Raw genomic sequence first — 23,799 nt, 5'->3', positions numbered from 1 at the left:
TTGCTTAAGAGGCTCTCCCTTTCCTGCTCCAATTCGCTGATCTTCCCGCTTGATTCTTCATCTTCCTTTTGCAGGGATTCTATATGACGACCTGAACGAGCTATCTCTTCCATCGAATCTTTAATACGGGATTTTGTTTCGTTCCGGGTTTCTTCAATCCCGGATAATCTGAAATTCAGCGCCTCAAGATTCCTTTCATCAGCCACAAAAGATATTGTAGCTTCCTGATGATCCCTGGATGCGTTGTCTTTTGCGTCAGATGCCTGCTCCACCTCTGCCATCACTTCTTCATATCTCTTGAGAAATCCCGATTGGCGTTCTTCGAGCAAATCTATCCCGTTTTGTTTGTTGGTTATCGAATCTCTCATTTTTTTGATGTTCTCTTCGTCGGATCCATCATCTTCCATCTGCTTCAGTCTTTCGTTCACCCTCTTGATCTCAGAATCAATCCCCTTTATTGACCCGGCAAGTCCGGCGTCACCCGAGAGAATTTCTCTTTCCCTCAATAACAGTGAATCGATCTTGCCCTTTTCTGTCTCAAGAAATGACAAGCGCGTTTTTAGTTCAGCTTCTGAATTTAAGATCCTCTTTTCCAAATCCTCCAGCTTGACCGATAACTCATCTCGAAGTTCTTTCCTTCCTACCCTGGCTGAATCGGCAGATGAATGACCTCCTGATTTTATCATAGCAGCGCCGTCGTACAAGAATCCTTTTGTATCAACGACCCTGAAACCAGCGGGATAATCTGTTTCGCCGTTAAGTTTCTCTATTATCAGCAAGTCGGAGAACAAATTTTCAACAAGATTTGCATAATTCGATTTAACGACTTCCCCCGCAGGTATATAACCGTTTCCGGGAAAGTTTTTGATCTCAACCGACTTCAAAGACTTGAGTGCGATGAATGTCACGGAACCTTTCTGCTCCTTCGAGACCCATTCGGCAGCTGTTCTTGCATGCTCAAGCGTATCCATTACCACGAAATCCGCTGCATAGCCGAGCGCCTGTTCAACCGCGATCCTGTGTTCGGATATTACGTCAATAAGATCGGTTACAGTGCCGAGAACACCGTTCAGCTCTTTTCCGCGTTCAAACAGGTTCAACACACCGCTTGAATGCCCGCCGCGGGCTTCGATGAGCTCGTCCAACACGGTTATCCTTGAAGCTAATAACCCTCTTCGGGAAGAGAACTCAGCCAGATTTGCTTCTAATGCGGCAATCGCTTCCTTTAATTCGTCAGCTACTTCTGAAGCCGCAGACAGTTTTTCGTCGTTAAGAGTCCTTTCGGTGATATAGCCTTTTCTTTTTCTATTAGAGTCCCTTAAACTGTTCATAGACGTCTCGAGCAACAACTCAAGCTCCTCCTTTTCCCGGTTTCTTGAGTCGCTGTTCTTATCGATAGCGTCGATCCTGGCGACGAGCATCTGCTTCTCACCGCTTAGTTGTCCGATCTTATCGATATATTCCGCTCGTTCATGCTCCAGATCGCGCAATTCGGTTTGCTGCTTTTTCAGAAGTTCATCGGCCGCGTTAAGCGCTGATTTCATATCTTCATACTTCTCTTTTCTTCCATGCAAATTTGATTCTGCTTCCATAACCTGAGATTTGAAGAGTTTCTCCTGTTCCTCGAGAGCGTTTAATCTCTCTTCGGCTGACTGAATTCTGACATTGGCATTCTCAATCGCTTTCTTTTCAGAAGATATCGTTTGTCTGGCTATAATCTGCCTTTCCTTGACTTCGATATGCTGCCGGGTCTGGTTTTCTATATCTGTCTCGCATTCCTTGATTTCCTGATCGAGCGCGTCAAGATTGTTTTCGAGCCTTTCATGGAGAGCTTCGTCCATTTCTATCTGACTCGCCGCATCGTCCCTTTGCAGTTTTTCCTTTTGCAGTCTGCCGGTAAGCGGTTCAACTTTCTTCAAAATTTCATGATACTGGAACCGGGCAAGCCTTATATCCCCTTCCACAAAGGCATCTTTCTCTCGTTTATACCTTTTGAACTTACCCAGCTGATATTTCAGCGAACGCACGTTCTTTTCCACTTCGCTTATGATGTCAAACACCCTGAGAAGGTCGGTTTTAGTCGCATCTAATTTTCTCAGAGTAGTTTTCCTCTGGTGTTTATACTTTGTGATACCGGCGGCTTCCTCAAACATTTTTCTCCGCTCCACCGGGTCTTCCGACAGGAGGCTGTCTACCATCTTGAGCTCTATCACCGAGTAAGCGTCCGGACCCATACCGGTGTCCATGAACAGATCGTTAATATCTTTCAGCCGGACTGGATTGTTGTTCAACAAATAGTCCGACTCCCCGTCGCGGTAGAGTCTCCGCGTAATAACCACATCCGTATATTCAGTCGGTAAAATTCCCTTGTTGTTGTGCAGTGTGAGGGAGACTTCGGCAAACCCGAGCGGTTTCCTTCCGTTGGAGCCGTTAAAGATAACGTCCTGCATTTTCTCCGTCCGGAGTACGGAGACACGCTGCTCACCAAGCACCCACCTGATAGCGTCGACAATATTCGTCTTCCCGCAGCCGTTCGGCCCGACGATACTCGTTATTCCCGGCTCAAGCGGGATCTCTGTTCTTTGCGCAAAAGATTTGAATCCGAATATTTCTAATTTAGAAAGATACATATGATATTTTAACCCGGAGGCCAGTGCATCGGTCGTCCTCCGAGGAGGTGCAAATGGAGATGGAAGACACTCTGCCCTGCGCCTCTTCCGTTGTTTATAACGAGGCGGTAACCTTCCGCGTCGATCCCTTCCTTGGAGGCTAAGCTATTAGCCGTATCAAACATATTATATAGAAGATCAGAATGCGTTTCATTCATATCAGCTGCGTAAGCAATGTGCTGCCTCGGAATTATAAGTATATGAGTCGGAGCTTGAGGGTTAACGTCCCTGAACGCGACAACCGTCTCATCTTTATACAATACGTCAGCCGGAATCTCCTCCGAAACTATTTTGCAGAAGAGACAACCGGATTCACTATCGGTCATTCCGCGGTTCTTCCATCATAGTGCGCCATAACTTGAGACACAATCACGGTTGACGCCGTTTCCGAGCGTAATCGTCTGATTCCTAACGACACCGCCTTGAATCCGCTGTTAAGCGCTGTTTCTATCTCATCCTCGGTGAAATCGCCTTCCGGTCCGATCAGTACGGATACATTTTTTACCAACACGCCGTTTAATCCGTTTAGCAAGGTGTTTAATGAAGGGAGCCGGCGGTCCATGACGCCGATTAACTTCAAATCATCTCCCGATGAATCAGAGACGAATTGGGTTAACCCGGTCGGATCGCTGATTTTGGTCAACCTGCTCCTTCCACACTGTTTCATCGCAGCAATCGCAATCTTTTCGAGTCTTGCCCGGTTAAGCGATTTTTTCTCCGAACGGGAGCTGTTCAAAGGAACAAGTTCCGTTAATCCGAGCTGTATGCAGCTGTTCAACACTTCCTCCACATGAGAGGATTTCAGTATTCCCAAGCCAAGCTTCAATTTTATTTCAGGCTCATTATACTCCGGAAAAGTCTTGGCAATTGTACACGTTACGGCATCGTCCCCGAAATCTACAATGTTTGTTTCGTAGGCTGTTCCTTTGCCGTTAACAGCCCAGATGATATCACCCTTTTTCTTGCGGAAAACATTTTGAATATGATGAGCTTCTCCTCCGGTCAATTTAAGGACACCGTTAGTTACGTGGGAGGAATCTACGTAAAAAAAATCACGGTTTTTTGTTTGCGGCATTATTTTTCAGTCATCTGAGCCAACTGCCAAATTCAGCTCTAAATGCGAATTCTCCAAGTGGTCGTCTTCCATCAAGGTCTATACCAAAATCAATGATACTGTAACTTATATTCAAGTTGATAAAATTTTTCTTACTCGTTTGGATCAAAGCGCCACCGCTAAATCGGATTCCCATAGTGTAATAAGCTTTCCCGTCTCTAAACTGTTCGGTGAAACCCACATTCGGTCCCTCCGTCAAATCAAACGCCACTACAGGACCCCCGGAAAGTTGAACATACGGTCTCATATTACTCACCAGTTGATCCACCCATAGATGACGTCTGTATCCGAAGAAAACAGGGAAAAGCAGCAAATTTCTATCTCCGATCTTAATATTTACTACCCTTCCGAATTGATCTATAACTTGGAACGCAAACTCGCCTCTACCCTTAATCGATATGATCTCAAATTCCGATGTAAACACGGTGTATGGATTCCTTTTCCAATTATAGGAATATCCTGCGCCTACCCCTTTATTGGTGAGCACGATCCCAAATCCCCTCTCATTTTTCAGCTTTCCGGCGAACGCTTCCGGAGCGAATAGTAGCGATATTAACATAACTATCAATATTCTGAATATTAAGGAACTCTTCATTATCAATTTTCTGTTTCTATGAATTTTATCAGCTGAACAACCGTTCCGTCCTCACCGGAAGTTACATTAACTTCGTCCATAAGTGTTTTCATAATCAGTATACCTCTTCCGTCGTCCCTGAGCAGGTTTTCGCCTATCCTCGGATCTTTCACTCCGTCCATCTCAAATCCGCCACCCTGATCTTTTACTTCCACGCTGATTTTATCTTCATCTACTGTATACGATATATCTACTTTTAAAGATTCGTTTTCTTTATTGCCATGCTTAATCGCGTTGTTGACGGCTTCTGTTACAGAAATCGTAATATCGTCGATCTCATCGCTTGAAAAACCCGCTTCTTCGCCTATGCTTTCGGTTAGAGCAGCCACTTCCGACAGTTCGGAAATTTTGCTCCGAATCTCAAGGTGTTTGGAAGAAATAACTACCACATCAACCTCCTCACACCTCAACTACACAATATATAGCGTTATCATTGTAAATACAACCATTTTATTCTTCTTCCTCTTTATCGGCGTCATCTTCCGTATCGTTACCTTTTTCTTCATCCGTCTCCCCACTTTCGTCGCGAGAAGTAAGATTTTCGAGCAGATTGTTTAATTTGCCCATCGCTCCCACCATCTTTTTTGTTTCTCTCTGCATTACCATATTTTTAAGCGACGGGTCATTTAATTCTTCTTCTGACCCCGGCTCGGGAAGAATATCCAGTTCATTTGTATCTATCTCTAAATTTGGTGATTCCTCGGAATGAATATATAAAACATTTCTCGCAAACGGCATGTCCACATTTCGCAGGTCGAAGCGTTGTTTGAGAAGTTTGCGTATCTCTCTTTCTGCTTCGCCTTGTTTTCCCGGTTTAACCTTGGCTATGATCCTTGCGTAAGTTCGCTGGCGCCGAATTCGGTGATCGCCTGGACCGTAGGGTGCTCAATTATGATATCGTGATTCTCTCTTGCCCATAGTGAAGCGACTTCTCCCATTACCTGTAGCGCCTTTTCAAAATCCTGTTCATAAGCCAGTCCGACATTTACTATCACCCTCATAAAACCCTTGTTCAAATTACCAAAGTTCGACAGCTCGCTGTTCGGGATATTTCTCAGCTCTCCTGAAAACAATCTGACCTGAGTATATCTGATGCCGACGTTTTCTACCGTACCCTTAATGCCCCCTACGTTGATCAAGTCCCCGACAGAGATCAGATTCTCGAGAATAAGTAAAAACCCGGCGATCAAATCCTTAATTATCGATTGTGCTGCAAAACCGATCGCAATAGCGAACATACCTATCCCGGCAACCAGGGCGGCTGTGTTAATCCCCAATTCACCTAATATCAAAACCCCCGCAAGGCTCCACACAGATATTTTAATCAGGTTTTGGAGAATGGGAATTATTGTGAGGCTCTTTTCAAGCGTTTTTCCCTCTTCGTGAGATAATTTCAGACCTCTTAAACGCGAGTTCAGTCTTCTATTAATGAATCCGGCTATAAGAAATGCTAGAAACCCTATAAGCAGTATCTTTAATGCGACTCCGATGTACCTTATGATCAGTTCTTCGCTCAACAGAGTATTTATCATCTCTTTCAAATCATTTTCCTATGCTTGATTATGTTTATCATTCCAGGTCCTTGAACTCGGCATCTTCCACATCGCCGCTGTCATATTTCAACCCCCCGTCTTCTTTCTTGCCCATGCGGGTGTGTATAGAAGTTTTGCGGAATCTGATAGTCCATCCCTTGATCAATTTAATAAAAAACCATACAATCAGAACGAATATGATCAGTTTGATCATTACATTCCCTTGGGATTATAATATCTCGTCCCGGAAAACGGTTGCCTGATCTTCTCTAAAAGGCTTTCCCTATCGCTTTCAACATTCACAAAATCAATGTCCGTTGAATTGACTATCAATAGTGGGCTGCTCTCGTAACGGAGGAAAAAATCGTTATAAGCGTCGTTCAACTCCTGTATGTAATCTTCCGTGATCAACTCCTCGTAATGTCTTCCCCTATCCCGGATGTTCTCCATGAGCCTCTCGGTCGAGGACTGAAGATAAACGACAATATCCGGATTCGGGATATCCTTTTCAAGAAGTGTAACGACCGAGTTATAAAGCGACAACTCTTTATCCGAAAGGTTGATATTCGCAAAAATCTTATCCTTTACGAACATATAATCAGATACGAGAAGCTTATGAAACAAATCTACCTGCATCATCTCCTGATGCTGCCTGTACCGGCTCAATAAAAAATACAACTGGGTTTGAAACGCAAACCTTTCCCTGTCCTTGTAAAAATCCTCCAAGAACGGATTTTCTTCAAACTTCTCATAAACCACTTTTGCCGTAAAGTATTCTCCGATTATAGTACAAAGGCTTGTTTTTCCGACACCTATCACGCCCTCTACCGCAATATAATATAGATTTCTCACTCTGCCACCGTAGCGTCAACCCGCTCAGATTCAATATCATACGGTGATATGTGAGACTTATCTCCGGTAGATTGCAGCAAGGCTTTAACCGTTTTGCCCTTTAAGGGACAAACAAAATCGCCGGCTAACTCTGCGAGCGGAAGGAGAACAAATAGTCGTTCATATAGAAGCGGATGCGGGATTCGGAGAGTTTTTGTATCGATCAATTTTGAGTTGTAATACAAGATATCTATGTCAATTACGCGTGGTCCGTTCTTCGTTCCGCGAACTCGCCCGATATTTCTCTCAACCACAAGGAGGGATTTCAATAATTCTGAGGGCGAATACCCGGTTTCAATTTCCAACGCCATGTTGAGAAAGTACGGCTGTTCCTGAAGATACATCGGTTCCGATTCATAAATTCCGGACTCTTTGACCACCCTGATTTTGTTCTCCTTTGAAATCGAATCTACCGCGATTCGGAGATTATTTATTCTGTCGCCGAGATTTGAACCTAATCCTATGTATGCAGTCTCGCTCAACTCAGGTTATTCAAGCTCTTTATTAATAGCATCTCTTGACAATTCAACTTCCACAAAATCTATTACACCTCCGATGGGAACGTTCCTCTTCCTGAGTCTCACTTTTACCTTGATTAACTCGAACCTACCCAACACTTCCTCGGCAACCTCATCGGCTAGCCGCTCTATAAGATGGTATTTGGAACGCTCAACCTTTTCTCTTACCAGATCATATACCATTTGGTAATCAATGGCATCCGACAACTTATCTGATTTTGACGGCTTGCTGAAATCACCGATAAGATCTATATCGACCTCGTACCTTCCGCCGATTTCCTGTTCCTCTTCGAGCGCGCCGTGATAGCCGAAAAATACCATGTTATTTAGCGTAATTCTATCCATAATGCATATTATAGTCTATCGAAATAAGGTAACTTCAACCCCTTGAACATTCAATATAAAACGTGAAACCACAACGATCTATGCGGCTTTTTCATCTTCGTTTTTCATATCATCTACGAAGGATGAACCCTTTGAAGCTGACTTCAGAGTTATGTTGCTTTTGAAAAGGAAATATAACCCCATCAAAGTTACCGGAATATAGTTCGTGGCGTGCATCACAACGGCGGATGCGCGGGCTAAATCAACGTCTATTCCCATAAACACGAACCCCGCGATCACAAAGCCATGAAAAGTACCTACGTAACCGGGAGCGGAAGGTATTGAAACGGCAAAAAGAATAAATACGAGAATGAGAAGTGACGCTGAGAACGGAAGATTAAAATCGAATATTTCAATCGCAAACCAAACCCAGAGAACGTTGATCGTCCATAATATTGTCGACAGAAATACAAGCCAGAACAACTGCCTGACGTCATGAATTACCTTTAAACCGTCTGAAAACGATCTTATGACGACTTCACTCTTAGCCGCCGCACTATCTGATATCTTACCCGCTATGAAGTTGTTCAGCTTCACAAGAGATTCTATATTATTCCGCGAATAGATAGAGAAGGCAATAAGAGCGATAAAAAGACCCACAGTGAAGTATCCGGTTACAACCGCCCATTCGGGAAGATTCGGATATGAGATCAACGCCAGCCCGAAAACCGCCAAGACCATAAACAGATCGAATATCCTCTCGATCAAAACGGAACCGAGAGCGGCGGCTTTAGAAACACCTGAATCTTTCCAGATGGCAATTAGCCGAACAATGTCGCCAATCCTGAACGGCAGAACGTTATTAGCCATATATCCTATCATCGTCGCCGAAAACGCTTCTGTTGTACTCACTTCTTTAACCGGATTAAGAATGTACTTCCATCTGTAACCTCTAAGCCAGAAGCTCGCTACCATGGCGGCAATTGCAGGCAATATCCAGATATATTCCGCTTTCTTGATCGCTGACAGAAATTCTTCGAAATTTATATCGCGAAATGCGAAATAGACGAAGACGATGCTTATGCCTATCCCGAGTAACTGTCTCTTGCTCATAAAAATCAGTGTGACCTAACGAAGGTCAACGACGTTCGATCCGGGAGGCGGTTTTAAAATGAAGTGAGACTTATCAAATTCGGGTTCAAGGTTTATCTCTGTAATCTCCCATGACGTGACGTTTTTATTGATGTCAACGTACTCTATCTTACGGGTTAAATAGTCATCGCCGTCCACCCAAATTCTTATTACAGTCACGAAACTACTTTTATCTTTCGGAGTTAGTTCAATGAGGTACTCACCTTCAAACTTATTTTCTTCTGAGAGATTAGCGTAATAGTCCTTTGGATAATCGAACAGAAAATCACTGGGAATTCTTGTGCCTCCGGATTTATTCAACCGTTCAATAATGACTTGATCGGTGAATGCGGAATATGACCAGATCGTTTCACCGTCGCTGACTATCGTTTGTTCATCTGTGAAAAGTCGAAACATCTTAAGATCTTTCAAGTCCAGCCTGCCTGTTGTCTTACTGCCTGTATTCGAGGATTTCCACTTATAGGACTGCTCGTAAGCGATAGAGATCTCCTTTTGCTTTTTCAGCGTATCTCTCATCTTATCCATTACGCTCTTCGCTGTTTGACCCTGTGAGGTCAACGGCGAACCGAGGATAAATAGAACGGCAAATATTAAGTAGGCTGATAAATATCTCGGGCTATAAATCACTCATCATCCTCTTCATTGCTGTTTTCAAGATTTTTCTTCAGATCCTCATCATCCCAAAGTACTTCCCGCGCCTTACTACCTTCAAAAGGACCGACGACTCCGGCATTTTCAAGCTCATCTATGAGCCTCGCAGCTCTGGAATATCCCACCCTTAACCGTCTTTGTAATAATGATACGGAACCCTGCCGGTGAGTTACAACAAGACGCATCGCTTCAGGCAAAAGAGCATCATTCCCGTAATATTCGAGATATCCCTCTTTGTCTGAAGATAAGGGAGCTTCCTTCATAGACGGCAGAGGCTTTTCCTCGTATTTCGGCTGCAAGTTCACATGTTCCATGACCCTCTCAATTTCCGGCAGTGAAACAAATGAATTATGCACTCTTATTGCTTCCGGTTCAGCGGGTGGAACGTAAAGCATATCCCCATTGCCGAGGAGTTTCTCTGCTCCGTTCATATCAATGATCGTACGGGAGTCAACTTTAGTGGCCACTTGAAATGCCATCCGCGCCGGGAAGTTTGCCTTGATCACTCCCGTAAGCACGTCCACCGACGGACGTTGAGTAGCCACAATCAGGTGGATACCGACAGCACGTGCCATCTGCGTCAACCGCGCTATCGGTTCCTCGATATCCTTTGCGGCGGTTATCATCAAATCCGCCAGCTCATCGATTATCACTACGACGTAGGGTAATTTGGAGAATTCATCGGATGTTTCAGCCTTGTTGTTATAGTCGGCGATGCTCCTGACTCCAGCATTCACGAGAAGATCGTATCGCCGCTCCATCTCCACCTCAGCGCTTTTAAGCGCTATGACCGCGAGTTGAGGTGAAGTGATAATTTGCTCCTTTACATCCCGCAGCGGCATCAGATAATAATTTTTGAGCTGTTTATAAGTCGAGAGTTCTAATTTTTTCGGATCTACCATAATGAATTTGACTTCATCGGGCCTCGCTTTATATAAAAAGCTCGTGATAATTGTGTTGATACATACGCTCTTTCCCGAACCTGTGGAACCTGCAATCAGTAGATGCGGCATCGTGGCAAGATCGACGCAAATAATTTCGCCGGCCGCCGTTTTTCCGAGCGCTATCGTGAGCGGTGATTTCATAGAGGCGAATTTCTCGGAATTTATGATCGAACGCAAATATACAAACTGGGCGTTCTTGTTGGGTATTTCCACTCCGACAGCGGCTTTTCCCGGTATCGGAGCGAGAATTCTCACTCTCTTGGCGCGAAGTGCCAGAGCAATGTCATCCGCAAGCGTCACGATTTTGCTCACCTTTACTCCGGTGGCGGGTTCCAACTCGAACCTTGTTATGACCGGACCGGGATGAACTTCAACGACCTTGGCGCTCACGCCAAAACTTTCGAGCGTATTCTCCAATAGCCTGGCGTTGTTCATGATCTCTTCCTTGGAGATCTGATCCTCAACCGGTTGAGGGGCAACGTCTAAAAGTTCCACCGAGGGGAGATTATATTCCCGTTTTGCATACTCTGCCCGTTCAGCATCATAATCAACTTCTTTTTCGACAATCTGTTCTTTTACCGTGAAATCCGCTCTGTGAATCTCATCCTGATTTTCATCATCCTCTTCGTCAGCCGTCCGATCCGCTTTTGTAACGGTTTCTTTCTCGTCCTCAACGCCTTGAATCATCTCCCCCTCTTCAGGTAGATCCTCCGCCTTCGATTCTTCGGTAACAAGCTCCTTTTGGGTGACTACCTCAGGCGGAGTCCAGTTCTCTTCTGCGATCTTCTCATCTCCCGGCTCAATATCCGGTTCAATAATCTGACGTTGGCTCCGTCGTTTATCTTTGCTCTTTCGTAGTTTGCCCGCAGTAGAAATTAAGTTGCTCAATGCGCTGCCTACCGCGGTCGTCAATCCATAAACACTCATCCCGAAATATCCTGTAACGATTAGCAGCATTGTTATACCCACGAAAACCCAGGCTCCGAGTAAACCGAGAAACGTCGTCAGGAATCCGGCGAACAACCCGCCCGCTGCGCCGGGCAGCGCCCACGACTTTCCAATTATCAAGGCGAGTGCGGTCGAGACGAGTATAGCTACTACAAACAGGAAGAGCGAAAATTTTGCAAGCGCTTTGAATTTCCTGTTTGTAAAAGTCCAAAAACCCCATAAAAAGAGCAGCACCGGGATCACAGCCGAACCGAGACCGAGAAACATCTTTATCAGATAATGGGAGATGAAAACGCCGCCGATGCCCAGAAAGTTTTTTGTCCGCAGCTGAGTGATATTTTCCGGTTCCTCCGTCATATCATAGCTCACCATGGCGGCTCCCATGAGGAACGCCAGAACCATCAGCAATAACCCCACGACTTCTTTTTTTCTTTCTCTCTTATTCTTATCAGCCATAAAATTCTTAACTATTCGGGCTTATAGAACGGGGGTTTGACTATCCGGGCTGACTCCGTTCTTCCCCTAATGTCAACTCTGATTTCCGTTCCCGGTTTATGAGTACCCGCTGCTATATACCCTAACCCGATTCCTTTTTGCAGCGTCGGCGAAAACGTTCCGCTTGTAACACTGCCAACGGCAGCGCCATCGAACAGCAAATCGTATCCGTGCCTCGGGATGGCTTTTTTATCCATTTCAAAGGAGATAAGCTTTTTCTTAAGTCCCTCTTCCTTCTGTTGTCTGAGGATGTCTGATCCGATAAAATCACCTTTGTTCAACTTCGTTATCCAGCCTAATCCCGCTTCTAAGGGAGTCGTCGTACTGTCTATGTCATTACCGTACAGGCAATAGCACATCTCAAGCCTGAGTGTGTCACGAGCGCCGAGTCCTGCCGGCTTTATGCCGAACTCGGTCCCTGCCGACAAGAGCGCCCTCCAGACTGCAGAGGCATCCCCGGATTTGAGATAAAGCTCGAAACCCAATTCACCCGTATATCCCGTTCTTGAAACTATCGCAGCTTTTTCAGCTACCGTGTCTTCCACGAAAGTGTAATACGTAATGTTATCAAGATCGGCAGAGCTCAATCTTTTTATGAGTTCTTTTGAATTTTTCCCCTGAACCGCAATCAAGGAGGTATCGTCCGAAACGTTCCTGAGTTCAACACCTTCCGGTTTATGCGATTCAAACCAGTCAAGATCCGTTTTGATATTTGCCGCATTCACAACGATCATGTAATGATCTTCAAGCCTGTATACGAGAAGGTCATCTATCATTCCGCCGTCTTCGTAGCAGATTCCTGAATACTGAGCCTGGTTCACTTCTAATTTGGAGACGTCGTTCAAGGTCATTTTTTGCAGGTAATCAAGCGCTCCGTCACCGCGCACTTCAAACTCTCCCATATGGGATATGTCAAAGATACCGACGCTCTCCCTCACCGCCTGATGTTCATCCACTATGCCCGAATACTTAATGGGCATTTCGTAGCCCGCGAACGATACGATTTTGGCGCCGGCTTTCAGATGCTCGTCATATAATGCCGTTCGCTTCACTTCACTTACGCTCAAAGGACACCGGCTATCCTGTTCAACGCTTCTTTGATATTCTCGGTCGAATTTGCGTATGAAAGACGCACATATCCTTCGCCGTTCGCTCCGAACGACGTCCCTTTTAGAGAGGCGACTCCCGCTTCGTTGAGAAATTTATCCTCCGCCTCCTGAGATGATAGTCCGGTCTCTTTTATGTTCGGAAATACGTAAAATGCGCCCTTCGGCATTTTGCAGCTGATTCCGGAAATTTCGTTCAAACCGTTTACGATGACTTCTCTTCTTTTACGAAACGCTTCAACCATATTTATCGAATCCTCCTGCGAACCGTTTAAAGCCTGAATTCCAGCCCGTTGAGTGAACGAAGCGGTGCAGGAGTTACAGTTTACCATAAATTTTGTCACCATATCGGCTATATTTTCCGGCATCACTCCATATCCGAGCCGCCAGCCTGTCATTGCGTAAGTCTTGGAAAACCCTTCTATCAAAATCGTTTTTTCCTTCATCCCGTCCAACGAAAGAATCGAGTTGTGTTCACCGTCGTAAACCATTCGACTATAAACTTCATCGGTCAAGACGATTATATCTCTGTCGGCGACCAACGTAGCAATTGCTTCTAAGTCTTCTTTCGGTATCACTCCCCCTGTAGGATTCTGAGGGGAGTTAAGGATTATCATCCGCGTTTTGTCGCTTATCAGATCGCTTAATTCGTTTACGTCGAAACTGAAGTCCATCTCTTCGCGCAGCATTATCGGTATCGCTTTTGCCCCGATGAAGTTGATCATCGACTCGTAGATGGGAAACCCCGGATTAGGATAGATGACCTCATCTTCTTCCTCTATACACGCGAGGATCGCAAAGAACATTATCGGTTTAGCGCCCGGAGTTACTACAATGTTATCCACGCCTACCTCTACTCTCCTCGTGGAGAGAATTTCCTTCACGACTGCTTCTTTAAGCTCCATATCGCCGCTCGCGGGTCCATAATGCGTCCATCCGTCATCAAGCGCCTTATGCGCAGCATCAATTATATGGCGTGGAGTATCAAAATCCGGTTCGCCTATCTCCAGGTGAATTACCGATCTTCCCTGCGCCTCAAGAGCTCTCGCTCTGGCGAGCACTTCAAACGCCGTTTCGGTTCCAAGTCTATTCGTCCTGTCTGCAAGATACATATAAATTTCTCTACCCAACTTTACCTAATGCTTCTTTTATTAACTGCTCAGGCTCTGCATCATTGCCGAGAGTTTTGAGAGATTTCTTCGCGGCGGCAAAAGCCTGTTTGGAGGAGTAGCCCAGGGTCTCTAAGGCATAGGCAGCCGAAAGCAAATTTTCTTCCACCTCCGGTTCTTCGCCTTCGCTTCTCAGCCATTCATCACCGTCTTCCGGGGCGCCGAGCTTATCCCTCAATTCCACTATCAACCGCTGAGCGGTCTTTTTGCCTATCCCCTTTATTGTCGTAAGCCTGTCAACGTCCCCCTCGGTCACCGCTTTTCTCAACTGCGGGATTCCCGTACCCGAAAGGATTCCGATAGCTACTTTGGGCCCTATCCCGGAGATACCGATCAGCAGTCGGAACATCTTTCTTTCGTCTTCAGTCTGAAATCCGTATAGCGACATTTCGTCTTCTCTTACGTGCAAATGAGTGAACAGCTCCACTGATGAATCCTTATCGGGAAGCTTTTCGAAAGTGCTCAGCGGGATATTTATCGAATATCCGAGTCCGCCGACGTCAACTATGACGAGTAGAGGTTGTTTTTGGACAAGAGTACCTCTGATATGACTTATCACAGATTCAGTGCCCCCTGATTGGCATAGCAGATAGCAGCTGCAAGCGCGTCGGATGCGTGTCCGCCCGGCAGCTCATTTACATTCAATAAGTTCTTTACCATATATTCCACCTGCTGCTTGGACGCACCGCCGTTGCCTACGACAGATTGTTTTATCGAACGGACAGAGTACTCGACACTCATGACATTTGCTCTTGCGAGAGTAAGCATCAGGGCGCCGCGGGCATGTCCCATCTGTAACGCGGTTTTGGCGTTCTCTCCATAAAACGTTTCCTCTATGACACCCACTTCGGGTTGCGTTCTCGTAACTACCTCTTCAAGCCAGTTGCTTAAGATCAGAAGACGCTCGGCAAAATTAGTTTTTGAATTGGTGGCTATCTCGCCCGAATCGACATAACTGAGATTATTACCCACTCTTCTGATGACGCCGAATCCCGCGGATGCTAATCCGGGGTCGATCCCGATGATTGTAACTGGTAGGTTCTTCTCAGACAGCGGCTATTTCCTCGATGATGCTTTCGTCTATATCGAAATTTGAATAGACGCCCTGTACATCGTCATGATTTTCCAGCTCCTCCATGAGTCGGAGCAGAACTCGCGCATCGTTGCCTTCAATTTTTACGGAGGAACCCGGCACCTGAGTCAATTCAGTAGAATCCATTTCGATTCCTGACCCGGTGATGGAGGCTTTTACATTCTCATAATTTTCAGGCGTAGTCACTACCTCAAACATATTGCCTTCAGTCCTTATATCATCAGCGCCTGCTTCCACCGCCGCCGAGAAGAGATCTTCCTCGCTTACACTCTTTGTACTGATGAGAATCAGTCCTTTAGCCTCGAATATCCATGCGACGCTGCCAGGACCGGCTAAGGAACCACCGGATTTGGTCAATATGCGCCTGAGTTCGGAAACCGTCCTGTTTTTGTTATCCGTCAAAGCGGATATCAGCAATGCCGCGCCTCCCGGACCATAACCCTCGTAAATCGCTTCCTCATAAACAATACCCGGCAGCTCTCCTGTTCCCCTCTTGATCGCCTTCTCTATATTCGCCAAGGGCATATTGACCCCTTTAGCTGTGGTTATTGCTGCTCTGAGACGGGGATTTGACGATTCGTCTCCGCCCCCTTCACGGGCTGCGACCGTTATCTCCTTGATGACTTTTGTAAAAGTCTTTCCACGCTTAGCATCTATCGCACCCTTTTTTCTCTTTATGGTATTCCATTTGGAATGACCTGACATCTACACAACTCCAAAATAATTTAGCATAATCTGATCAAATTTGAGCTAAAGTCATTAACATCGTAATTTAGATTTTATGCCTCTTGAAAGCAATAGAAAGGTACTGATGATTTTCCCGACACTGAAACAACGCAAGCCCCGCCAACGGCGGTGGCCCTGGCCGCTCATTGACTTTGGAGTGCATCAACTGCGTTGATGCTGCATCCGGCTCAGCCGGATGCACTCCATATTAAGAATAAGTGTAGGGGCAGGTCTGTGACCTGCCCGATTTCAGCTTAACCTGGAATGTTATTCAGGGAATTAAAAAGAGCGTCAGCGAGAGTCCGCCCGGAATAATCTTCCCAAGTGTGTGCTCAGGCTCTTCCCGATTGAATATGAGTCGCACCGTGTAGTTTATTCGATGCGGCGTTTGAGCGTCTTCCCGGAGTCTTGACCAGCGCTATGTCGATCACTTCTTTCATTTCTGAAACGAAATGAAATTTCAGTCCTCTGCGAGTAGATTTCGGTATCTCCTCAAGGTCTTTTTTGTTCTTTTCCGGCAGAATAATTTGTTTGATTCCGGCACGGTGAGCGGCGATAACTTTTTCCTTAATTCCGCCTACCGGCAGAACTGCACCTCTGAGAGTTATTTCACCCGTCATGGCAATGTCCAATTTCAATCTTTTGCCGGTCAGCAGCGATACCATCGCCGAAAACATTGTAACTCCTGCTGAAGGACCGTCCTTGGGGATTGCGCCTGCTGGTACGTGAATATGCAGATCTGTATATTCGATAAACTTGGGGTCAATACCCAATTCCTCGCCTTGAGAGCGTATAAACGAAAGCGCAGCTTCGGCGGACTCCTTCATTACGTCACCGAGCTGACCCGTCAGAGTGAGTTTGCCCTTACCCGGCATTGCGGTCGCCTCAATGAATAGTATATCTCCACCCGCAGGGGTATATGCAAGACCTGTTACGATTCCAGGTTTCTTTATTCTCTCTGCGATCTCGGAGAAGAACCTTACAGGGCCGAGATAATTTGATATAGTCTCTTTTGTCAGCCGCTTCTTTTTCTTTTTCCCTTTCCCTTCCACGATCTCCCGGGCTACGCCTCGGGCTACGTTCGCTATTTCTCTCTCGAGGTTTCTGACTCCCGATTCACGCGTATACGAATGAATAAGCTCCTTCAAGCCTGAATCCTCAAATGTCAGATCCTTTTCGGTAAGCCCATGTCCCTCCAGCTGCTTCGGGATTAGAAATTTCTTGGCGATTTGTGCCTTCTCTTCCTCTATATATCCGGAAAATTCAATCAGTTCCATTCTGTCTTTCAGCGCGGGAGGTATCGGGTCCGCTAAATTCGCGGTGGCGATGAACATTACCTTCGAGAGATCGAATTCCACTTCTAAGTAGTGATCAGAAAAAGTATCGTTTTGTTCCGGATCGAGTACTTCGAGCAATGCGGAAGACGGATCACCACGAAAATCTTTACCCACCTTATCGATCTCGTCAAGCATGAATATCGGATTGTTCGATCCCGATTTTTTCAGCCCCTGAATAATTCTTCCCGGAAGCGCTCCGATATATGTCCTGCGGTGTCCTCTTATCTCCGCCTCATCGTGAACGCCGCCCAGGGACATTCTGACAAACTTCCTGCCTATTGCGTCAGCTATCGATTTACCAACGGAAGTTTTGCCCGTTCCCGGAGGTCCGACAAAACAGAGTATAGGTCCCTTCATGTCAGCCTTAAGCTGTCGAACCGACAGATATTCGAGGATTCTTTTCTTTACCTTTTCAAGCCCGTAATGATCGCCGTCGAGCACCGCTTGCGCCGCTTTAATATCCATGTTGTCTTCTGTTGAAACATCCCATGGGAGGTCTAATAACCAGTCAAGGTAAGTGCGTGATACGGTATATTCCGGAGAGGACGGAGGAATCCGGCTTAACCGGTCGAGTTCCTTTTCCGCCACTTTGAGCGCTTCTTCTGAAAGATTGGCTTCTTCCATCCTTTCTCTGAGCTCTTTCTGTTCCATTGCGAGTTCGTCTTCTTCACCCAATTCACGCTTGATGGCTTTCAGCTGTTCCCTCAAAAAATATTCTCTCTGAGTTTTATTTATCTCTCCCTGTACTTCGGTCTGGATCTTCTCGCCCAACTGAAGGCGTTGAAGTTCCTTATTCAATACTATGTTTGCCTGTTCGAGTCGCCTTCTCAGACCCACCTCTTCCAATATCGACTGTTTTTCGGACGTGCGGATGTTAAGTACTGATATTGCGCGGTCTACTAATTTCCCCGGCTCGTCTAAATTGGCGAGGAGAGAAGTGTGTTCCATCGAGAGATACGGAGCAATCTCGACGATGTCCTGAAAAACCGCCTTTACGTTTACCGTCATCGCCTCTATTTCGAGGTCGTTATCCGTTTCTTCATCGTTAATTTGCTGCACCGCCGCTTTGATATACGGCTCCTCTTCAAGATATGTGATCAACTTAATTCGCTGTAGTCCCTGGATGATAGCGCTTTTACTTCCATCAGGCATATCAAATACTTTCAGCACCGCCGCCAAAGTGCCCCACGTGTAAAGGTCTTTCGATTCCGGATGTTCGATAGAGCCGTCTCGCTGAGCAACAACGCCTATCAACTTATCCGTCTCGCTGACCTTTGAAATCAAACTGACGGACTTCTCCCTGCCGATTGATATCGGTATCACCTGTTGTGGAAACAGGACGGTATTTCTTAAAGGAAGTATCGGTAATACTTCCGGAATATGTTCGTTTTCGAAGCCTTCCATTTCTTTATCTCTCATTTATTTAATTTGCCATTACCATACTTTTTGCAACAATTATGCCAATATCGTCCGCATCTGGCAATACCTTATATTTTGTTACTATCATGTAATATAACAGTTTATACTGCAAATATCAAATAAGATTTGTTTATGGCTTTGACTGTCATAATGTCATACTACCTGTAATTATTGCAGTTCGCACCGTTCAATTAATTATCATTTTTATCGGCGGTAAATTTTCGTACTTCAAAATTGTGTCTATCGGTGAAAACTCAAATATGCTCTCTATGTTTTTTCCTGATATCAGCCCTAATTTGTTTGCCTTAGCGGCATATTTCAAGAGTGAGGGTTTCACAGGGTCATATGTGGGAACAAAATTCCCGTAAGCTTTATTTGCTGCTTGTTTGGAGATGCTCTCTCCTGTCAGCGCCGTTACTCCTTTAGAGAGAATTTCTATTGTCTCCTTTTTATTACTCCTTATCCAGATGGTCGTGCTTACGTGGGCTTTCAGAAACCGATCTACCGCATCAGGATACTCGCGCATGAAGTCAGATCGACATATAAGAACCGCCGATGCGAATATCGATTTGGTCCATAGAGAACTTTCGTTTACGTACGCATAACCCTTTCCCTCCATAATTAACTTCGACGCCCATGGTTCAGGGTACCACGCCCCGACAATAATCCCGCTGATGAACGAATTCATTAACTCATTTCTGTCGAGAGGAGTTATATTTATACTGGCTATCCCATCCGAATTCCCGGGCAGTTTTGCTCTCAAAAAATCCTTGAAGGAGACATATTGTGATCCGTTTATTTCCGGTACCGCGACTGATTTACCCTGAAATTTCGAAATAAAACCCGGAGGAATATTCCTCTGCGCGACAAAAAGAACGCCGCCGCTGCTGACTCCCGCTACAATTTTAAAGGTATTATCGCTCCTGCGGGAAAAACTGACAATCGCTGATACCGGATCGACAAACGCAAAATCCAGTTCGGCTCCTATGATGTCCCTCATTATTGTAGCGCCCGTTAAGTATGCCTTCGGGCTGATCTTTACACCCTTCAAATTTAGAGCGTAATGCTTTTTCTCCACTCCGACGAATGCCTGTGCATGAGTGAAATCGGGCATAAAACCCAACCTTATCTCGTCAGGCAGGTTTGAATTGTCTTTTTTGCTGCATCCGCTCAAAAGCATAAGTATCAGAATTGATTTGAGTAGTCTATTTGACAGAGCGGAATATTTTTTACAGTGAATATCCAAAATTACTTGAAAAAAAAGGTTCATAGAACTAATATAGTCGAGCCGGCATAAAATCAAAGGATGAGGGCATATGGGATTACTCAAAGAATCAGATAAAGAAGCTGTCAGGGAGAGGTTCAGCGAGCTTCAAAGCGATGTTAAGATTATAAACTTCACCCAGACTATTGAGTGCATGTACTGTTCGGAGACGCGCAGCCTTTTAGAGGAAATAGCCGGGCTATCAGATAAGATATCTCTCGATGTTTATAATTTTATCACCGACGAGGAAAAAGTTAAGGAGTTCAACATTGATAAGATTCCGGCTACGGTCATTATGGGCGAAAAGGATTACGGTATAAGATTTTACGGCATACCGTCCGGTTATGAATTTTCGAGTCTGCTCGAGGACATATCAATGGTTTCCTCGGGTGATTCGGGTCTCACACAGGAGACTAAGGATCAACTTCACTCTCTCACCGACCCGATGCACTTACAGGTTTACGTAACGCCTACATGACCACATTGTCCGGCCGCGGTGCGGCTCGCGCATCAGTTTGCGATGGAAAGTGAAATCGTAACCGCCGATATGGTAGAAGCGACGGAATTTCCTCAATTAAGCATGAAATACGGCGTCCGGGGAGTGCCGATGACCGTCGTAAATGAACGACCCGCAATAACGGGAGCACTGCCTGAACCGGTATTTCTCGCTCAGGCTATGTCAGCTGTGAATCCCGATATGACCGGTTAATAGTCATATTATTATAAGTCAAAAGAGGCGTCTTGCTGTAAGACGCCTTTTTATATAGAATTAGAATTTTTAAAAGATAGACGGTCCTAATTCAAAACTTTAAGATTCGTCCTCCCCTTTATTGCCATACAATCTCTGCCAGACGAGAAGCCCCAATCCAACGAACACTAAAACCGTTGCCGGAGCGTAACCGTCCTCTCTCGTCATCTCATTCAGCCAGATACCGAAAAATAATCCGGATCCGCCGAAAAGAAATATTAACGCCCATTTTGCCGTGTTATAATTACTCTTCGGCCTGGCGAATAATTGCTTGAGGTCTTCCACGCTCACGTCTTTCTCTAAAAGCAGCATTCTTTCCCTGTGTCTCGTCATCATGTAAAAATATATTACGAATGCCGCAGCTAAGAACAGAGTTATAGGTATTAATATTTCTTCGTTCATCAGTTTCTCCTTTTTTCGCTTTTCAGTTGTTGGACAGAGTCTGCTCAGGAATTGTTGCATAAAATGAAATTACGGAGTAATATTTTTTATTCAGTGCAACATTATGGTCATTAACCCTGTCACATAACTTGGATGGAAGAGTTAACCTTTATGGTTGAGCGGTCTGATAACGAATTGATCACGCGGACGCTTGCGGGAGATGACGACTCATTCTCCCTGCTTGTCGAAAGGCATAAGGATTTTGTGTACACAATGACGGTGAGGATATTGAAGAACGAACAGTTAGCGGAAGAAGTGGCGCAGGACAGCTTTTTAAGAGCTTACAGGTCTTTGAAAACCTTCAGGCACAAAAGTAAGTTCAGCACCTGGCTGTACAGGATTTGTTACAACTTGTCATTGAACGCTCTCGCAAAAGAAAATCGCAGCCGGACACTCTTCAGCGACCGGGATATTGAAGAAACACAGAACGTACAAAATTTTTCAGACGAAACCTAATCGCCTTTAAGATATGCCGACAACCGCGATCTAACGAATATCGTCAATGAGTGTATCGATGAGCTGCCGACGAAATACGGCTCTATACTCAATATGTACCATCTGGGTCAGTTGAAATATGAGGAAATTTCAACCGTAACCGGGCTTCCGATCGGAACAGTTAAATCACATCTATACAGAGGTCGGAATCTTCTTAAAAAATTGATCAATGACCGATACGATAAATCGGAGTTAATTTAATGACGCATATTCCGGAAGACCTACTGAATGGTTTCATCGACAGGGAGATCGATAATTCCCGATCCCGAACAGTCGAAGCGCATCTTAAAAGCTGTTTAAAATGCAACAAGTTACATGACGATCTTGTCCGGTTGAACCGGCTGATCGTTGATACCGGTGGCAGGACAGCTTCCGATAGTTTTACCACAGTAGTCATGAACAAAATCGCCGGTCTTCCTGCTCCATCAACCGCATTGTCAAACAGCAGTTCCTTTTTCAGGATACCTCACGTTTTCGCCGCCGCCCTAACTCTTTTTGCGGTTGTTTTGACTCTATCTTACGATTCCGGGAAAGAGACTGATTCAGAACAAACGGCTGCCGCGAAACCGCTTTCATTGACCGGACAAATTATGGAGAAATACTTATCGGATTCTATCGAACACACTGCTTCTTTTATTAAGCGGTTGACGGGAATGCCAATGGGAGGCTCCGGTGACTCTTCTCCAATGCTGATGATGTTGTTCTTTGTCGGAAGCATACTGATTTATCAGGTTATAGAATTGCTTCAGGATTGGCTGCGTCAGAGGAGAAGCAGTATAAATCTTCTCGTCTAAGGACTTGTGTGGCTTAACTTACGCATTAATAGGAAATTTCATCAGACCCGCTCTTGCTTTCCTCTTTTATTCCGTATTTCTTCATTTTCCTCCACAACGTGGTTCTGCCGATCCCGAGCAGATCCGCCACAGCCGAATAATTGTATGAATATCTTTTCAGTTCCTTTCTAATATGCCTCTCTTCCACTTCTTCGAGGGTCAAGGAACTCTTATTTGACACTGTTTTGTCATCGCTTTTCGATTGCAGTATCCTCAGAGGCAGTTCCTTCATTGTGATATGGTTTGTGCTTGATAAAACAGCCAACCTCTCAACGGCGTTTTGAAGCTCTCGCACATTTCCGGGCCAGTCATATTGCTTCAGAGCTTCAGTAGCTTCGCCGGAAATACTCAGGGGGGATATTTTATTTTTAGCCACCTGTTCCCTGAGAAAGTGTTCTGTAAGCACTAATATATCCTCCGGACGTTCCCGCAGCGGCGGAACCCTGATCTCAACCACGTTTAGCCGGTAATAGAGATCCTGACGGAATTCACCTTTGTTGACTTCTTCGAAAAGGTTTTTATTCGTAGCCGCTATCACGCGTACATCGACCATTACTCCTTTCTCACTCCCGACAGGCTGAATTTCATTGTCTTGAAGTGCGCGGAGCAGTTTTACCTGGAGCGGCAAGGGAAGCTCGCCGATTTCGTCGAGAAAGATCACCCCTCCGTCCGCTGCTTGAAACATACCTTTTCGGTCATCCACGGCGCCGGTAAATGAGCCCTTCAGATAACCGAAGAGTGTGCTTTCAAGCAAGTTTTCCGGTATGGCTCCGCAGTTCACCGCAATAAACGGCATCCCACCGCGCGGACTCGAGCGGTGAATCGCTTTGGCTACCAGCTCTTTGCCCGTTCCCGTTTCGCCTGTAATCAAGACTGTCGCATTCGTCGGCGCCACTTTATCTATAAGTTCAAAAACCTCCTGCATCGACCGCGACCTCGCAACTATGCTTTTTGAAACGTCCCATTTGTCTGATCCTGTCCACTCAATGAATTTTTTCAGTTCCGGTTCGATGAGTTTTTCGACCTCTTTAACAGACTCCTTGCGCATCCGGATATTTCGCGATATCACCTCCTCATACGAAGCGGAGTGAGTATAGTACAGAGTCGAAATCTCATTCTGAGACGGTATCGACACAGGGCTTTCCCCGAAATCAAGAATTAGAAATGGTGATTCCCTTGTTGAGAGTTCGTTTGCAATATTATCCCCTCCCAGATCTACCGAACCGGCTTTTCCATCTCCTATGATCAATATGTCGATTCCTTTATTATAAAGTTCTTTCAGACTTACTTTACTTA

27 protein-coding genes are annotated in these 23,799 nt (G+C 45.4%); 4 read left to right on the top strand and 23 right to left on the bottom strand.

What is annotated here, in order from left to right; genetic code table 11:
- From IID12_04170 to IID12_04070, 21 genes are all read right to left on the bottom strand, one after another.
- A partial coding sequence (locus IID12_04170; protein ID MCH8288286.1) for an AAA family ATPase occupies positions 1-2,630 on the bottom strand: 2,630 nt, incomplete at its 3' end.
- 8 nt (positions 2,631-2,638) lie between these two features.
- Positions 2,639-2,995, bottom strand: coding sequence for a histidine triad nucleotide-binding protein (locus IID12_04165; GenBank protein ID MCH8288285.1), 357 nt, complete (start codon positions 2,993-2,995; stop codon positions 2,639-2,641).
- On the bottom strand, positions 2,992-3,744 hold the full coding sequence (locus tag IID12_04160; protein MCH8288284.1) for a 16S rRNA (uracil(1498)-N(3))-methyltransferase: 753 nt from the start codon (positions 3,742-3,744) through the stop codon (positions 2,992-2,994). Before IID12_04160 ends, IID12_04165 begins: the two co-directional genes overlap by 4 nt.
- Before the next feature lie 10 nt (positions 3,745-3,754).
- A complete protein-coding gene (locus IID12_04155; GenBank protein ID MCH8288283.1) occupies positions 3,755-4,378 on the bottom strand; it encodes a hypothetical protein in 624 nt (207 codons plus the stop codon).
- Between the two features lie 2 nt (positions 4,379-4,380).
- Entirely contained in the window at positions 4,381-4,806 is a 426-nt protein-coding gene (locus tag IID12_04150; protein ID MCH8288282.1) for an ATP-binding protein, read from the bottom strand.
- Between the two features lie 61 nt (positions 4,807-4,867).
- Complete coding sequence (locus IID12_04145; protein ID MCH8288281.1) at positions 4,868-5,155, bottom strand: hypothetical protein; 288 nt, start codon at positions 5,153-5,155, stop codon at positions 4,868-4,870.
- 86 nt (positions 5,156-5,241) lie between these two features.
- Positions 5,242-5,958, bottom strand: coding sequence for a mechanosensitive ion channel (locus IID12_04140; protein MCH8288280.1), 717 nt, complete (start codon positions 5,956-5,958; stop codon positions 5,242-5,244).
- Positions 5,959-5,986: 28 nt separating this feature from the next.
- Positions 5,987-6,163, bottom strand: coding sequence for a hypothetical protein (locus IID12_04135; GenBank protein ID MCH8288279.1), 177 nt, complete (start codon positions 6,161-6,163; stop codon positions 5,987-5,989).
- Positions 6,163-6,801, bottom strand: a complete 639-nt coding sequence (locus IID12_04130) for a deoxynucleoside kinase (GenBank protein ID MCH8288278.1) — start codon at positions 6,799-6,801, stop codon at positions 6,163-6,165. Before IID12_04130 ends, IID12_04135 begins: the two co-directional genes overlap by 1 nt.
- Positions 6,798-7,322: a 2-amino-4-hydroxy-6-hydroxymethyldihydropteridine diphosphokinase gene (folK, locus tag IID12_04125; GenBank protein MCH8288277.1), complete on the bottom strand. Its 525-nt coding sequence runs from the start codon at positions 7,320-7,322 to the stop codon at positions 6,798-6,800. The genes IID12_04130 and folK overlap by 4 nt, the downstream gene beginning before the upstream one ends.
- Before the next feature lie 6 nt (positions 7,323-7,328).
- Positions 7,329-7,703 carry a dihydroneopterin aldolase gene (gene folB / locus IID12_04120; protein MCH8288276.1) on the bottom strand — a complete coding sequence of 125 codons (375 nt, stop codon included), beginning with the start codon at positions 7,701-7,703 and terminating at the stop codon, positions 7,329-7,331.
- A gap of 78 nt (positions 7,704-7,781) precedes the next feature.
- Positions 7,782-8,795 carry a flippase-like domain-containing protein gene (locus IID12_04115; protein ID MCH8288275.1) on the bottom strand — a complete coding sequence of 338 codons (1,014 nt, stop codon included), beginning with the start codon at positions 8,793-8,795 and terminating at the stop codon, positions 7,782-7,784.
- Positions 8,796-8,810: 15 nt separating this feature from the next.
- Positions 8,811-9,461 (bottom strand): outer membrane lipoprotein carrier protein LolA, encoded by a 651-nt coding sequence (locus tag IID12_04110; GenBank protein ID MCH8288274.1) that lies wholly within the window; start codon positions 9,459-9,461, stop codon positions 8,811-8,813.
- Positions 9,458-11,386, bottom strand: a complete 1,929-nt coding sequence (locus IID12_04105) for a DNA translocase FtsK (GenBank protein ID MCH8288273.1) — start codon at positions 11,384-11,386, stop codon at positions 9,458-9,460. Before IID12_04105 ends, IID12_04110 begins: the two co-directional genes overlap by 4 nt.
- Before the next feature lie 458 nt (positions 11,387-11,844).
- On the bottom strand, positions 11,845-12,924 hold the full coding sequence (gene gcvT, locus IID12_04100) for a glycine cleavage system aminomethyltransferase GcvT (protein ID MCH8288272.1): 1,080 nt from the start codon (positions 12,922-12,924) through the stop codon (positions 11,845-11,847).
- Positions 12,925-12,935: 11 nt separating this feature from the next.
- The gene (locus IID12_04095) at positions 12,936-14,090 is read right to left on the bottom strand and encodes a pyridoxal phosphate-dependent aminotransferase (GenBank protein ID MCH8288271.1); all 1,155 of its coding nucleotides are present in this window, start codon (positions 14,088-14,090) and stop codon (positions 12,936-12,938) included.
- A gap of 10 nt (positions 14,091-14,100) precedes the next feature.
- Entirely contained in the window at positions 14,101-14,706 is a 606-nt protein-coding gene (gene ruvA, locus IID12_04090) for a Holliday junction branch migration protein RuvA (protein MCH8288270.1), read from the bottom strand.
- Complete coding sequence (ruvC, locus tag IID12_04085) at positions 14,703-15,200, bottom strand: crossover junction endodeoxyribonuclease RuvC (GenBank protein MCH8288269.1); 498 nt, start codon at positions 15,198-15,200, stop codon at positions 14,703-14,705. Before ruvC ends, ruvA begins: the two co-directional genes overlap by 4 nt.
- Complete coding sequence (locus IID12_04080; GenBank protein ID MCH8288268.1) at positions 15,193-15,945, bottom strand: YebC/PmpR family DNA-binding transcriptional regulator; 753 nt, start codon at positions 15,943-15,945, stop codon at positions 15,193-15,195. The genes ruvC and IID12_04080 overlap by 8 nt, the downstream gene beginning before the upstream one ends.
- Before the next feature lie 353 nt (positions 15,946-16,298).
- Positions 16,299-18,707, bottom strand: coding sequence for an endopeptidase La (gene lon / locus IID12_04075; GenBank protein MCH8288267.1), 2,409 nt, complete (start codon positions 18,705-18,707; stop codon positions 16,299-16,301).
- Between the two features lie 202 nt (positions 18,708-18,909).
- Entirely contained in the window at positions 18,910-19,968 is a 1,059-nt protein-coding gene (locus IID12_04070) for an ABC transporter substrate-binding protein (GenBank protein MCH8288266.1), read from the bottom strand.
- 70 nt (positions 19,969-20,038) lie between these two features.
- Between IID12_04070 and IID12_04065 the strand changes: the two genes are divergently transcribed.
- The gene (locus IID12_04065; protein ID MCH8288265.1) at positions 20,039-20,695 is read left to right on the top strand and encodes a thioredoxin family protein; all 657 of its coding nucleotides are present in this window, start codon (positions 20,039-20,041) and stop codon (positions 20,693-20,695) included.
- A 99-nt stretch (positions 20,696-20,794) separates the two neighbouring features.
- On the opposite strand, the gene IID12_04060 is transcribed toward IID12_04065, so the two are convergent.
- Positions 20,795-21,136 carry a hypothetical protein gene (locus tag IID12_04060; GenBank protein ID MCH8288264.1) on the bottom strand — a complete coding sequence of 114 codons (342 nt, stop codon included), beginning with the start codon at positions 21,134-21,136 and terminating at the stop codon, positions 20,795-20,797.
- Between the two features lie 150 nt (positions 21,137-21,286).
- Here IID12_04060 and IID12_04055 point away from each other — a divergent pair, with 150 nt between their 5' ends.
- Genes IID12_04055 through IID12_04045 form a run of 3 tightly spaced genes read left to right on the top strand, consistent with a single transcriptional unit; the run spans position 21,287 to position 22,464 of the window.
- The gene (locus IID12_04055) at positions 21,287-21,631 is read left to right on the top strand and encodes a sigma-70 family RNA polymerase sigma factor (GenBank protein ID MCH8288263.1); all 345 of its coding nucleotides are present in this window, start codon (positions 21,287-21,289) and stop codon (positions 21,629-21,631) included.
- A gap of 39 nt (positions 21,632-21,670) precedes the next feature.
- On the top strand, positions 21,671-21,871 hold the full coding sequence (locus IID12_04050; GenBank protein MCH8288262.1) for an RNA polymerase sigma factor: 201 nt from the start codon (positions 21,671-21,673) through the stop codon (positions 21,869-21,871).
- Positions 21,871-22,464 carry a zf-HC2 domain-containing protein gene (locus IID12_04045; GenBank protein MCH8288261.1) on the top strand — a complete coding sequence of 198 codons (594 nt, stop codon included), beginning with the start codon at positions 21,871-21,873 and terminating at the stop codon, positions 22,462-22,464. Before IID12_04050 ends, IID12_04045 begins: the two co-directional genes overlap by 1 nt.
- 25 nt (positions 22,465-22,489) lie before the next feature.
- Here IID12_04045 and IID12_04040 read toward each other — a convergent pair.
- Positions 22,490-23,799 (bottom strand): sigma 54-interacting transcriptional regulator (locus tag IID12_04040; protein ID MCH8288260.1); only part of this gene is annotated, 1,310 nt, incomplete at its 5' end.

The organism is Candidatus Neomarinimicrobiota bacterium (assembly GCA_022567655.1).
In the GTDB taxonomy this organism is placed as follows: Bacteria; Fidelibacterota; SORT01; order SORT01; family SORT01; genus JADFGO01.
Note: the sequence above shows the minus strand (reverse complement) of the source record. Positions and strands in the feature narration are given on the sequence as shown.

Coding starts and splice junctions, on each gene's coding strand:
- IID12_04165 (MCH8288285.1), bottom strand. CDS start 2,995: ATGACCGATAGTGAATCCGGTTGTCTCTTCTGCAAAATAGTTTCGGAG.
- IID12_04160 (MCH8288284.1), bottom strand. CDS start 3,744: ATGCCGCAAACAAAAAACCGTGATTTTTTTTACGTAGATTCCTCCCAC.
- IID12_04155 (MCH8288283.1), bottom strand. CDS start 4,378: ATGAAGAGTTCCTTAATATTCAGAATATTGATAGTTATGTTAATATCG.
- IID12_04145 (MCH8288281.1), bottom strand. CDS start 5,155: ATGCCGTTTGCGAGAAATGTTTTATATATTCATTCCGAGGAATCACCA.
- IID12_04135 (MCH8288279.1), bottom strand. CDS start 6,163: ATGATCAAACTGATCATATTCGTTCTGATTGTATGGTTTTTTATTAAA.
- folB (MCH8288276.1), bottom strand. CDS start 7,703: ATGGATAGAATTACGCTAAATAACATGGTATTTTTCGGCTATCACGGC.
- IID12_04115 (MCH8288275.1), bottom strand. CDS start 8,795: ATGAGCAAGAGACAGTTACTCGGGATAGGCATAAGCATCGTCTTCGTC.
- IID12_04105 (MCH8288273.1), bottom strand. CDS start 11,386: ATGCTGCTAATCGTTACAGGATATTTCGGGATGAGTGTTTATGGATTG.
- IID12_04095 (MCH8288271.1), bottom strand. CDS start 14,090: ATGTATCTTGCAGACAGGACGAATAGACTTGGAACCGAAACGGCGTTT.
- IID12_04080 (MCH8288268.1), bottom strand. CDS start 15,945: ATGTCAGGTCATTCCAAATGGAATACCATAAAGAGAAAAAAGGGTGCG.
- lon (MCH8288267.1), bottom strand. CDS start 18,707: ATGGAAGGCTTCGAAAACGAACATATTCCGGAAGTATTACCGATACTT.
- IID12_04060 (MCH8288264.1), bottom strand. CDS start 21,136: ATGAACGAAGAAATATTAATACCTATAACTCTGTTCTTAGCTGCGGCA.
- IID12_04055 (MCH8288263.1), top strand. CDS start 21,287: ATGGTTGAGCGGTCTGATAACGAATTGATCACGCGGACGCTTGCGGGA.
- IID12_04045 (MCH8288261.1), top strand. CDS start 21,871: ATGACGCATATTCCGGAAGACCTACTGAATGGTTTCATCGACAGGGAG.